Origin of the sequence: uncultured Maribacter sp., from assembly GCF_963977385.1 — a bacterium.
Classification (GTDB): Bacteria; Bacteroidota; Bacteroidia; order Flavobacteriales; family Flavobacteriaceae; genus Maribacter.
Genome location: NZ_CAXBOU010000026.1, coordinates 15610 through 28581, shown reverse-complemented (window position 1 = coordinate 28581; position 12972 = coordinate 15610). Strand labels below are relative to the sequence as shown.

Sequence of the window (12972 nt, the reverse complement as noted above, 5' to 3'; positions counted from 1 at the left end):
CTTAGGGGTAGAAGTGAAAAGCCCGCATTCGCCTTTTGCGAAGCGTACTTGTAACGAATAGCCCGACCCCAATTCTTTTGGGAAAGGCCCAACCACCCCATGAAAAAGATGTAAGTTTGTTTTTAAAACAACCAATAATGAGTGTATTATCTGATTTGGAAGCACGTAGCGGTTCAACTTGCGAACTGTGTACGGGTACCAATAATTTAGCAGTATTTGAAGTGGAGCCAGTATCTATAAGTGGAGTTGACTCTAGTATTTTGGCGTGTGAAACTTGTCGCACCCAAATTGAAGACCCAGAGCAAATGGATGCCAATCACTGGCGCTGTCTTAATGATAGCATGTGGAGTGAGTATGATTCTGTCAAGGTCATTGCATGGCGTATGTTATCGCGTTTAAAGTCTGAGGGATGGCCTAAAGACCTTTTGGATATGATATATTTGGAGCCAGAAGCTTTAGATTGGGCAAAAGCCACAGGGGAAGGAATGGCAGAAGCCGATAAAATTATTCATAGAGATGTGAATGGTGTTATTCTAGAGAATGGAGATAGTGTTGTGCTGATCAAAGACCTTAAAATAAAAGGGTCTAGCCAAGTTGCCAAGCAAGGTACTGCGGTTCGTAGAATTTCTTTAGATCGCGAGAATGCAGAATTTATTGAAGGTAAAGTAGGACCTACGCTTACTGTTATTATTACAAAGTACGTGAAGAAAATATAAAACGTCTTTGCGAGTAGCTATTTAGCGACGAAGCAATCTGTAAGTTTGGTATTCTAAACTTACAGATTGCTTCGTTTTACTCGCAAAGATGTTTATTTTATTTGTTCATATCCGTAAAATACTGGTAGAAATACGGGATGGTTTCTATACCCTTAAAATAATTCCAAACTCCGAAATGCTCGTTAGGGGAGTGAATGGCATCACTATCCAAGCCAAAGCCCATTAGAATAGTTTTACTACCTAATTCTTTTTCAAACAAAGAAACAATAGGAATACTACCACCACTTCGTTGTGGAATTGGCTTTTTGCCAAAAGTAGTTTCATATGCTTTTGAAGCAGCTTGATACGCAATGGTATCAATTGGTGTAACATATCCTTGTCCGCCATGATGCGGTTTTACTTTTACGTTGACACCTTTTGGAGCTATAGCTTCGAAATGAGTTTTAAATAATTCTGTGATTTCTTTCCAATCTTGATTGGGTACCAAACGCATTGATATTTTTGCAAAGGCTTTGCTTGCAATGACAGTTTTGGCACCTTCACCAATATAACCGCCCCAAATACCATTGACATCTAATGTTGGTCTAATGGAGGTACGCTCATTAGTAGAATATCCTTTTTCACCATAAACAGATTCAATATCAAGTGCCTTTTGATAATTCTCTAAACTGAATGGTGCTTTTGCCATTTCAGCTCGTTCTTCTTTTGACAGTTCTTCTACCTTATCGTAAAAACCAGGTATGGTTACATGATTATTTTCATCATGCAGACTGGCAATCATTTTTGTCAGAATATTGATAGGGTTGGCAACTGCACCGCCATATAGGCCCGAATGTAAATCTCTGTTTGGTCCGGTAACTTCAACTTCTACATAACTTAATCCCCTGAGTCCTGTAGTAATAGAAGGTACGTCGTTGGCAATCATACCGGTATCAGAAATTAAAATAACATCATTAGCTAACTTCTCTTTATTCGCAGCCACATAAATACCCAAATTGTTACTACCAACTTCTTCTTCGCCTTCAATCATGAACTTAACATTACAAGGTAATTGATTGGTTTTCACCATCAACTCCATTGCTTTTACATGCATGTACATTTGGCCTTTATCATCACAGGCGCCTCGAGCATAAATAGCACCTTCTGGGTGTGCGTCTGTTTTTTTGATAACAGGTTCAAAAGGAGGAGAATCCCATAAGTCTATTGGGTCTGCTGGTTGTACATCATAATGGCCATAAACTAATACGGTCGGTAAATCTGGATTAATGATTTTTTCGCCATAAACAATAGGGTATCCTGCAGTTTCATGAATTTCCACTACATCGCAACCTGCTTCTTCTAATCTTATCTTAACCGTTTCGGCCGTATCCACAACATCTTGTGAAAAGGCAGGATCGGCACTAACAGACGGAATCTTAAGTAGTTCAATGAGCTCATTTAAAAATCGGTCTTTGTTTTCCGAAAGATATTTATTTACGTTTTGCATGCTATATTTTATGTAACTTTTGATAAAAGTACAAAAAGAGTAATTTTTAAATAGCTAAAATTTAGAGAATTGAATTTTTGCATTATATTTGCACCCCGATAATCACGATATCTGTGGTTTTGGAAAGTATGCAGGCGTGGTGGAATTGGTAGACACGCTAGACTTAGGACTTAGACAAGTAAAAGTCGAAAAAGATTCTAAAATGCAGGTGTGGTGGAATTGGTAGACACGCCAGACTTAGGATCTGGTGCCGCAAGGTGTGGGAGTTCGAGTCTCCCCACCTGTACAAAAGCCGAAGAGAAATCTTCGGCTTTTTTTTGTTTGAAATCGAACCGAAAAAAAGGACAGGTACAACATAGGTAAAACATTTTGGTATTTTTGCATTAATATTTAAGTTGATACCAAATAGCGCATTTTGATTTCAAATACTATTTTCACGAGTATTAAATAATTAATTTTATGGGGCGCATATGATAAGAACTGTTCAAAGACTTGAATTCGAAAATGTTTTTCCCGAGGAGGAACCAAAACCTATATTATATTATTTAAGCCAGGTATCTTCTTCAACCTTACTTGGAATCATAGGTTTTACGACCACCGTTCCACAACCTAATTTTGATAATTTTATTTCTGATCCCGACGTTAGTTGGGATATAATTCAAAGAGTCACTAAATATGGTAAGGAAAATGAGATTCTTGAAAAACCTGAAGTCATTTCAAGAGAGGCCAGTTTAAGGCTTTCTGAAACTATCTTGGCCAATCGCAAGTGTTTGTTGGACGACAATCCTAACGACGACAAAACGGCTGATGAGCTAAATATTTTAAAGGCATTCTTGGTAATTAATAAAGAGGTCAATACCAAGCAATACTTCGGCGATGCACAAGAGAATATTGATAGGATGGCAGAAATGCTCATTACGATGGCATTTTCTTCTGCGGACATTGGCATCTATTCTAACACCGACTTGGAATTTGGAAAATTGGTATATGTTACTTTGATAAAGTTTGAACACCTTCTTCAGTTTTTGGGATCAAAAGCAGAATATAAATATTTACGGAATGCTCTCTGTGAAATATTTGGTGAAGACGATACCGAAGATTTGAAAAAACAAGTCAAACTGCTCTTTGCAACTCTTCTAAATTTAAAACTCAATAATAGCTACAAACTCCGATTAGAAGAAAAAGATAAATTACGTTTTCTCAAAACTTTGGCTTCAGCTGAAATAGAAGAGTCGACAGATTTTACAAACCTTAAAAATTATCCTATCTATGAAATTGATCATCAGACTTTTTCTATCATCGACTTTTTCTTTGTAGTAGATAAGTTTTTTAAGAGTGTTCGTTTCATACTTAAAGATGCATATAACAAGCACCATAATTTAAAACCAAAGGACGGTAGGTTCTTTAGTTTTTACAACACTGAATTTTCTGAGGAATTTCTAATGAAAATTGTTCTTGACGACATCTTTCACTGGAAATATCTGGTCAAGAAACAGATTGAAAATACAAAAGACAATGAACCCGATTATTACGTACGTCATAACAACAGGGTTTATCTCTTCGAAAATAAGGACATTCTTGTAGCCGCAGGCATTAAAAGTTCATCCGATATAGCGGAAATTAAAAAGTTATTAAAAAAAAAGTTTCTTAAGGATGATAATCGTGCAGTAGGAATCGGGCAGTTAGTAAAATCTATCGAACAAATTTTGGAGGATAAGTTCCCTTACGATGAGTATGTCAACCATAAAAAGAATATAACAATTTTCCCTATACTATTAGTTAGCGATAGAATTTTTGAGATTTTAGGGATGAACTATATCTTGAATAAATGGTATTTGGAGCTGGTCAAGGAAAAACTTGGGGATAAATACAATCGTAATTTTATTAGAGATTTGACTTTTATAGATATGGATACTTTAATTTATTGGCTACCACATCTAAAGGAAAAAGATTCCAATTTTAGAAAAATAATAGAAGAGCATCACCGCGGTATGAATTTTCAAAAGAAAATTAATAACCCTAATTTAAAAAATGGGCGTGAACAAGCTAATGGCTATTTCCATCACAAACTTTCCCCTGTAAGCAATCGATTTTCGGAATATAAATTTCCGAGAGAATTAATGGTAGATAAGTTCCGTGATGTATTATCTGAAGAATAAGATATTCCATATAACGTTAAAAAGGATTGACTTTCTCCGTAGTCCATTCAGCTCATTCCCCTGCATTCCGCAGAAAAAGCTTCATTTCGGTAAATACGCTTCACTTTAAATATCTTGGACACAACTTCAAAGTTTCCGATTTCCATTTCATTAATCCCTTAAAAAAAGCGGGAAACACTTCATTCCCAATCTACACCTTTAAAGTCAAGTCCGCTTAACATACTACTAAACGAGAATAATCAGTTTTCATAATCCGGTAAGCACATTCCCCTGCATTTCGCGAAAAACTACATTTCGGGAAAAGAGCTTCCCTGCACAGGTCTTGGACACAATCCCCAATTTTAGCTTTCCATTCCGTTAACCCGATCCGCTGCCCTGGAACGGGACACTTCATTTCAGAGCTAAAACTGTGAATAGCGTCCGCCAAATCGGAATTCCATTATTCATTTGGTACCGCTTCCTATGTTTTTGTATTTCACAAAAGCCTTTAGACTTACATCCGCACCCTCGCCGTTATACCCTTTTTTCGAAAGCAAAATACCAACATTTTGAAGTTGAACGGACTGCATAAACCGTTCTCGCTACGCTTCACTTTTTATAAGTCCTTATCAATTCCAAATATTGAAAATGTATCAGCAACAAAAAAAGGTAACAGCGAGGGCGCTATGGGAAGTAAATCTAAAATGAATCTTATGAAATCTTACAAAAACATCAAAAAGGAAGCAGCACCAAAAAAAACAAAAAAGGAAAACGCTCAAGATATAATAAGTAAATCACTTCAAAAAATATAAATGCAAACTGTCTGAATGGTTCAGATAGATTTTAATTAATTCTTAAATATTTTAATATGGGTACTTTAAAAAATCACGTACAGTTAATCGGAAACGTTGGACAAGAGCCAACCATTACAAACCTTGAAAGCGGTAAAAAAGTAGCACGTTTTTCATTGGCTACAAACGAGTATTACAAAGATGCCAAAGGCGAAAAACAAACGGACACCAATTGGCATACTGTAGTTGCTTGGGGAAAGACTGCTGAAATTATAGAAAAATTTGTAAGCAAGGGTAAAGAACTAGGTGTTACAGGGAAAATTAAAACCCGAACCTATACAACCGATGATGGCAATGAACGCTATGTAACAGAGGTTGAAGCAAATGAAATCCTATTACTTGGAAGTAAAAACGAAAAGTAGGATTCAAAAATTAAAGAGGGCGTAACCGTCTAAAGATGCGCCCTCTTTTTTTCATTATTCACACATTAAATATATTCACAATGAAAGTACAAGTTAACGAAATTAAAGAAGGATTACAACATTTTCACGGTACGGAAATGTTCTATTCTATTCCATTATTACGAACCCGATTTACGGACGGACTAAAATATTTGTCCGAGGTCGCAGAATGTTTTTGGCTGATTACGGACACATCCGTAATTGCAAAAAGTCTGATGAATAGAAGTGAATTTGTAACCATAGACTTTAGAAGATTGTCCAAAGAAAAACAGGATTTTACAGGTTATGAAGCTGAAATTATTTATACCGATGGCAACGATAATATTCTCGAAAAACATGGATATAAAGTAACCGATTTTCCCCTTGATGAATTGCGTTTATTTTTTGTAAATAATACGCTGATGTTACCAAACGAATACTAAAATCTAAAGCTATGGTATATCTCAATTTTACAGACCTGAGTGAAGAAGCTCAAAACCGACTTTTAGAGAATTCTAAAATAGATGTTGAACGAAAATTTGGCGATAGTATTCGCAAATACGTAACCAAGAATTACACTTGCTTTGAAACGATGATTGAAGAAGAAGCCCTTCGGAATTTGTATTCCTATAAATTCATTTTCAATATCTAATTTTTTTGAAATAAGAAACAAGCACCTCTAAATTCTGGAGGTGCTTTTGTATGCAATTTATATCATATCAATAAAAAAACGTATCTTTATTCCGCTGGAAATACAGCACACAAATTAAAGTAGGGTTATCCACTTTTCGACTTTCGCCGATAACCATACACATCGAAATATAACATATCGGAAAATTATTTTCCTAAAATGGCAATCGGTTTTTTAACCGGATTGGATGGATTTTTGTCACGCTTGCGCGTGACGAAAAGGAATAGCAAGAGGGTAACACGCTGCGCGATGTTTCGGATTCCTTTTCGTTTTCAAATAGCTGATTATCAGCGACTTGAATATGTTTTAATTTCCTGACAATCACCGATTTGCGACAAACGGGCTGGGAACGCCCATTTTTAGGGAAGATTTTGCGACAAATCGGCGAAATATGGACTCATTTACTGGAATTAGATTTAAAAAGGAAACAGCAAAACGTTTCCAAACATTCTCACGCACTTACTTCAAATCGCACACCGAAGCAATGTCCACAATGCTGGATTTTTTCTTCTACAACGAAATTTCGCCAAAGGAAAAATTAGGACCAACAGGACGTACCATTGAAGCTAAATTACTCAAAAGAATCAATGCGGTCATTGCCATAATGCGGGATGTCGAAAAGACGCAAACAAAACCTACGGTGGCTATGATTCAATCGCTCTTTGAAACAGAAGAACCAGCAAAAAAACCGCTGATTGTAGAAAAGAAATATGCTGAAGAGAAAAAGGAAGTACGCTTTCGCGAAAAGGAAAACCCAAGTAACCAACTATAAATTTTTGAGCTATGTATATTACAATAACACCTCAAAAATTAGGTAACAATTATTCACAAAGTTCGGCTGATTTTGTAGGCTATTTAGAGAAAGAAAATCAAGGCTTGGAACAGCACGATATGGAACACTTTTTCAATCAATATGGCGATGAAATTTCTGCTGAAGAAGTGGTAAAAGAAATTGATGGAAACACCGCAAAATTAAAAAAGAAAGAACCTAAGTTTTATTCGATTACGGTCAGTCCATCAAAATATGAATTACGAAAACTTCAGAACAACAGCCAAGATTTAAAAAGCTACACTCGTGAATTGATGAAGGATTATGTGGCTTCATTCAATAGGGAAATTAATGGGCGACCCATAACCATCGATGACATAAAATACTATGCTAAAATAGAACACCAACGCACATTTAAAGGAACGGATAAGCAGATAAAAGAAAATCAACCTTTTGCTACAAAAATACTTCAGCTCAAAACGGATATCCGAAACATCCAAGAAGGACGAGCTGAAGGGAATATCAAAAAGATGAAAAAGGAAATTGCTAAACTGGAACGCCAAGCACCACATCAACAAAATGGAAAACGGATAGTCCAGGGAATGCGAAAAGATGGAAACCAAAGTCATATCCATATCATCGTGAGCAGAAAGGACGCTTCCAACTCTGTTAGCCTTTCCCCAGGAAGCAAGCACAAAGCTTCCGAAGTTGAAATGCACGGTAAGAATGTGAAACGAGGTTTTGACAGAGACAAATTTTTTGAGAAAGCAGAAAAGACATTTGACAAGACTTTTGGCTACAAACGAAACTTTGCCGAAACCTATAAGGCACGAAAGGATTTTGTAAAAAATCCCAAGCTCTACTTTGCTGCTTTGATGAAATTACCAGCCAACGAAAAAGCATTAGCTTTCAAAATGATTACAAAAACAGGATTACCAATCGTTCCCAGTATTCCAGTTAGTCAAGCACAAATTGCACTTCGGGTTTTCAAACGATTAAGACGTGGTGCAGAGGTGGCCATAAAATCAAGTTCAATAGGAATATAGTGGGTATGCAAATAGACAATCTTATAACGATACTTTCAATCATTGGTTTGACCAGTACTGTTTTCTATGCGATGTTTCGAGTAAGCAAATATGCATTTTTATTAAATATCACTATGCTTTCATTTCTCGTTTTCTATACTTCTGAAGGAAATGAATTAGTATCGATATTACTTTATTTGGTGTGTCCTCTTATGCTAATTAATACAGGACTGTACGTTTTTCTGCATAAAACTGAAAACGCACAAAATGGAAACACTAAATATCAGGTCAGTTTTTCTACGAATAAAGGAAACTTCAAATTAGATAATATTAAACGTGGCGCATCCGTCATCGGATCCGCCGGAAGCGGAAAAACCGAAAGTGTCGTTTATGGATTTCTAAAACATTTCCGGAAAGAGAGTTTTTGCGGAATTATTCACGACTATAAAGATTTTGAGCTGACCGAAATGGCTTATCCACTATTCAAGGATAGTGATATTCCGTTTAAGGTCATTTCCTTCGATAAAATCATCCATAGGGTAAATCCTATCGCACCCCACTATTTAGAGAACGAGGAAAGCGTAAACGAAGTTTCTAGGGTGTTGATTGAAAACCTTTTGGAGCAAAGGGAATCAGGAACGACTGGTACAACAAAATTCTTTAACGATGCAGCTGAAGGTTTAATTGGTGGTTTGATTTGGAAACTAAAAACCGACTATCCTAAATACTGTACTCTTCCACATTTGATAGCTATTTATCAATTATTGGACACAGATAGCCTTATTCAGTTTTTGGAAACCAACACCACGTCGAGAGCAATGGCAGATGCATTTATTAGTGGTAAGGATTCGGATAGGCAGACAGCTGGCGTCAAAAGCACCCTGGCCAATGCACTTAAACGAATTAGCACACAGCGCATTTTTATGGCATTATCCGTAGATGATGTTCCATTGAATATCAATAGCGAAGAAAACCCTGCAATAATTTCAGTAGTAAACAATCCAAAATATGAAACGTCTTATTCGCCTGTAATTGCTACCATTATTCACACCATTACCAAACAAATGAGCGTTCGGAATTCCAAACCTTCTTTTTTGTTGATGGAAGAAGCACCAACAATCCGATTATTGAATATGCACAGAATCCCTGCAACTTTGCGTAGTTATGATATCGCTACTATTTATGTGATGCAGGATAAAATTCAAAACGATATGATGTATGGCGACAAAGCAAGCAAAGCTATATTAAGTAATCTTTCCTATCAATTTTTTGGAAAGGTAAACGACCCTGACACGGCTAAATATTACGAACGCTTTTTTGAAATAATTAAAGACCCTACCAAAAGTATTAGTCGTGGACACAATCTCGATTTTGATACACGTATTACAACTGGAGAAAAAGAAATTCCAAAAATTAGAGCAGATGTTTTCTTTAGATTAAAACAAGGCGAGTTTATTACCTATGCTGATGGAAAGGATAAGAAAGTTCAGTTTAAATTGGCTAACATTCAACGAGAATTACCGATGGTATCAAAACCGTTTTCTCAGGCTGATTTAGAGGCTAATTTTGAGAGAGTTTATGAGGAAGCGAAGTCGATATTTGAGTAACACTTCTGTACTTAAGTTAATTAAGGCCCGAATTATAATATTATTAATGAATTAGTTAGTGAAGCAAATGAATGATTTGTCCAAATTTTTGGAATATGTCCAAATAATAGTAAAACTTCGATTATCAAAATCGCAAAATCATTTGTACCTTTGGAATTAATTTAGTATGTAACTAACTATCAGGTATTTTGGACAACTTTCGATATGATTGATTTTGATATAATAGAAAATTTAGGCTTGGATAAGGCCGTCTCTGTTACTTCGGAATCTAATCAAATCTCTGAAAGTCAGTTAGTTGTAATTAATCAAGTAAAAGACTTCGGTATTGATGAAATTTATTTCAGTACCGACGAAAATCATAATAGTTATCCTGCGGTTTTTTTAAAAAAAGTTAAAAAATTTGATGACCGGGCTCTTCATCAAGTTGCAAAGGCTCAAAAAAAAATCTGGAACTTCAAAAAGGTAATTTTTCTATATGTTTATTCGGAAACTGAAATCCGTATTTACAATTGTGCCGAGAAACCTCTTATAATCAAATCAGATGATTTTGACTATAAGAAGGAGCTTAAAACACTCGAAATAGAGTCTTACAAGTTCTCGGATAAAACCAAGCTCAAACAACTTCAAAACCTCTTTTCCACCATTGCCATTGATACAGGTATCATATGGACATTGGAAGAAGCTTTTGAGATTAGAAAGAAAATAAGTCTTCAACGAAGGGTTGATAAGTACCTTGTAGAGAGCCTTACTTATACTGCTAGGCAACTACAGGCAGAAGGATTAGAAATAAACCTTATCCATAAAATAATAATGCGTTCTCTATTTCTTCTGTATTTAGAAGATAGAGGTGCAACTGATGAAAAATTTTATTCTGAAATAAAGAAAGGTGCAAAGTCTTATTTCGACATTTTGGACAATGCAGATAAAACATATTCTCTTTTTAAAAAACTAGAAGAATATTTTAACGGTAATGTTTTTACTGTAGATAGCAATGAGTCAATCTCTAGGGAACATTTAAAAATTATTCGAAAGTGTTTTATCAACGGTAATGATAATTCCTTACAGCAGAATCTTTTTGAAGATTTACGCCTGTTCGATTTTAGCATTATTCAAATAGAATTGTTGAGTGAAATCTACGAGAATTTCCTCGCTGAAATAAACCCTACTTTAAAGCAAGATACGGGTACTTATTACACACCACCTTCCCTAGTTGAACTCATATTGAATGAGAAATTACCAATCTCTAGGACGGAAAAAGAATTTAATGTTAAGGTATTAGACCCTACTTGTGGTTCGGGGATTTTTTTGGTTGAAAGTTTTAAACGTCTAGTCAAACGTCACGAAAATGCCAATTCAGAAAAGCTGACAGACTTTAATGAGCTGAAGAAGCTGTTGACGGATAATATATTTGGTATAGAGATACACCCTCAGTCAATCAAGGTAGCCGCTTTTAGTCTTTATTTGGCTTTGGTTGATAACCTGAATCCAAAGACTATTTGGCAAAATAAAGACTATCGCTTACCATATCTGATAAATGACCCTTCGGATGATACTCTATTTGAACAGGGCAATAATTTGTTTCGTACAGATACTATAAAGGAGAATCCAGAAATAGAACAAATTGATTTTGATTTAGTGGTAGGGAATCCACCTTTTGGCACTAAGAACCTATCCCAATCTATTCGAGATTATAGCGATAAATATGGGTTCGCAAAGGAGATGGTTCTTCCATTTCTTCATAAGGCGACAAAGTTCTCTGATAATGGAGAAATTGCCTTGATTTTCAATACCAAAATCCTTACCAATACCAAAATAACATATCAAAATTTCAGGAAGTGGCTTTTCAATGAGTGCTATGTAGAGAAAATATATAATTTCTCGATATTACGAAATGCACCTAAAGATTTTGGTGGTCAATTGTTTGGTTCAGCAACTGGACCAATCAGTATTGCATTTTATAGAAAAAGTCAACCTAAGAAAAAATCTGACACAATTATCTATTATGCGCCAAAGACTTACATTAAATCCAATGTTATAGAAGGTGTTAGCATTGATGGCACAGATTTGAAATATCTTCCACGGGAAGAATGCAAAAAACCAACTTCAAAAATTTGGAAAATTGCAATGTGGGGTGGAATTGCAGATATAAATTTGATACAAAAACTAAATGCTTCAGACGGTCTCGAACAGTTTATTTCGGATGAAAAAATTGATAGGGGCTCTGGATTACAGTTTTTGAATAATTCCACTAAAAATCCTAAAGTAGATAATGAAATTCCAAATAGATACATTGCCCCTAAGAATATTAGACGTTACGTTTCACATTCATTTTCAGATTTAAATTCTGGGCTTACTCAGCGGTCAAAAGAAATATATGCTAAGCATTACGGTGTGCAGGTAGATGACTTACCTACAATTAATGTATTTAGACGTGTGGGAGCGAAAAAGACTTATTTTGCACCACATATTCTAATTAAAGAAGGTCTTTCCAACTGGAAAATTTGTGCTTCTTATGAAGATGAAGCCTGTTCGTTTAATAGTAAAGTTCTAGGTCTGAGTCATACTGATTCAAAAGTACTTAAAGGGTTAACGTGTTTTATAAATTCCAAACTTGCTTATTATTATCTTTTCTTATGTTCAGCATCTATTGGAATAGAAAGAGAAGAAATCAAACCTAATGAAGTCTATCGACTACCATTTTCTTTGTCTAAAAAGAACTTATATCATCTTGCTGATATTTACGATAGGATGATAATTGAAGAATCTAAAATTTTTAACACAAATACGAAAAAGTTTGAACAGGAGATTGATAGTTATATATCTAAATGTTTTAACTTTTCAATCGATGAAGGCTTAATTGTAGACAATTTTGTAGAATTTACAATTCCATTATTAATTAAGAGGTATCAATATGTTCTTGGTCCAACTAACAAAGATGAAATTCAAGATTATGCCATAAAGGTTTCGCAGCATTTAAATGACTTTTTACAAAATCAGAATCTCTACGCTAATTGTACCGTTTATGAAAACATAAGACATTTCTCACCCTTAATGATAACTAAGGTTGCGTTTGGAGATTCTGAAAAGGAAGTTTCAATATCTAGTGTTGATATACACGACATATTGCGGGACTTGGATAAAGAATTGTGGCAAAAGAAAGCAACTAACATCTATTTCAGAAAAAAATTAAATTATAAAACAGGCAACGAGATTTTTATTGTTCGTCCCAATCAGAGACGATTCTGGACTCAATCGATGGCGATTGAAGATGCTTCAGAATTAATACTGGAAATCCTTAATGAAGTATAG

Annotated in this window: 12 protein-coding genes and 1 tRNA gene; 12 read left to right on the top strand and 1 reads right to left on the bottom strand. The window is 35.2% G+C overall.

Annotation, left to right across the window (positions count from 1 at the left end):
- The first annotated feature begins 137 nt into the window (after window positions 1–137).
- Window positions 138–716: a PhnA domain-containing protein gene (locus tag AAC084_RS19980; protein ID WP_339842059.1), complete on the top strand. Its 579-nt coding sequence runs from the start codon at window positions 138–140 to the stop codon at window positions 714–716.
- 97 nt (window positions 717–813) lie between these two features.
- Here AAC084_RS19980 and AAC084_RS19975 read toward each other — a convergent pair whose 3' ends face one another.
- Complete coding sequence (locus tag AAC084_RS19975) at window positions 814–2202, bottom strand: dipeptidase (protein ID WP_339842058.1); 1389 nt, start codon at window positions 2200–2202, stop codon at window positions 814–816.
- Window positions 2203–2290: 88 nt separating this feature from the next.
- Here AAC084_RS19975 and AAC084_RS19970 point away from each other — a divergent pair, with 88 nt between their 5' ends.
- The 11 genes from AAC084_RS19970 (at window position 2291) to AAC084_RS19920 (ending at window position 12972) form a co-directional block, all read left to right on the top strand.
- Complete coding sequence (locus AAC084_RS19970) at window positions 2291–2428, top strand: hypothetical protein (RefSeq protein WP_339842057.1); 138 nt, start codon at window positions 2291–2293, stop codon at window positions 2426–2428.
- Window positions 2407–2488: transfer RNA gene (locus tag AAC084_RS19965), tRNA-Leu, on the top strand. The genes AAC084_RS19970 and AAC084_RS19965 overlap by 22 nt, the downstream gene beginning before the upstream one ends.
- 184 nt (window positions 2489–2672) lie before the next feature.
- Complete coding sequence (locus AAC084_RS19960) at window positions 2673–4361, top strand: hypothetical protein (protein ID WP_339842056.1); 1689 nt, start codon at window positions 2673–2675, stop codon at window positions 4359–4361.
- A 548-nt stretch (window positions 4362–4909) separates the two neighbouring features.
- Complete coding sequence (locus tag AAC084_RS19955; protein WP_339842055.1) at window positions 4910–5152, top strand: hypothetical protein; 243 nt, start codon at window positions 4910–4912, stop codon at window positions 5150–5152.
- Window positions 5153–5208: 56 nt separating this feature from the next.
- On the top strand, window positions 5209–5553 hold the full coding sequence (ssb, locus tag AAC084_RS19950; protein ID WP_339842054.1) for a single-stranded DNA-binding protein: 345 nt from the start codon (window positions 5209–5211) through the stop codon (window positions 5551–5553).
- Between the two features lie 80 nt (window positions 5554–5633).
- On the top strand, window positions 5634–6014 hold the full coding sequence (locus AAC084_RS19945) for a DUF6876 family protein (RefSeq protein WP_339842053.1): 381 nt from the start codon (window positions 5634–5636) through the stop codon (window positions 6012–6014).
- Between the two features lie 11 nt (window positions 6015–6025).
- On the top strand, window positions 6026–6223 hold the full coding sequence (locus tag AAC084_RS19940; RefSeq protein ID WP_339714476.1) for a hypothetical protein: 198 nt from the start codon (window positions 6026–6028) through the stop codon (window positions 6221–6223).
- Between the two features lie 430 nt (window positions 6224–6653).
- Window positions 6654–7034, top strand: coding sequence for a BfmA/BtgA family mobilization protein (locus AAC084_RS19935; protein ID WP_099543834.1), 381 nt, complete (start codon window positions 6654–6656; stop codon window positions 7032–7034).
- An 11-nt stretch (window positions 7035–7045) separates the two neighbouring features.
- On the top strand, window positions 7046–8077 hold the full coding sequence (gene mobB / locus AAC084_RS19930; protein ID WP_099543832.1) for a MobB family relaxase: 1032 nt from the start codon (window positions 7046–7048) through the stop codon (window positions 8075–8077).
- Between the two features lie 5 nt (window positions 8078–8082).
- On the top strand, window positions 8083–9663 hold the full coding sequence (locus AAC084_RS19925; protein ID WP_099543830.1) for a type IV secretion system DNA-binding domain-containing protein: 1581 nt from the start codon (window positions 8083–8085) through the stop codon (window positions 9661–9663).
- Window positions 9664–9867: 204 nt separating this feature from the next.
- Window positions 9868–12972, top strand: a complete 3105-nt coding sequence (locus AAC084_RS19920) for an N-6 DNA methylase (protein ID WP_099543828.1) — start codon at window positions 9868–9870, stop codon at window positions 12970–12972.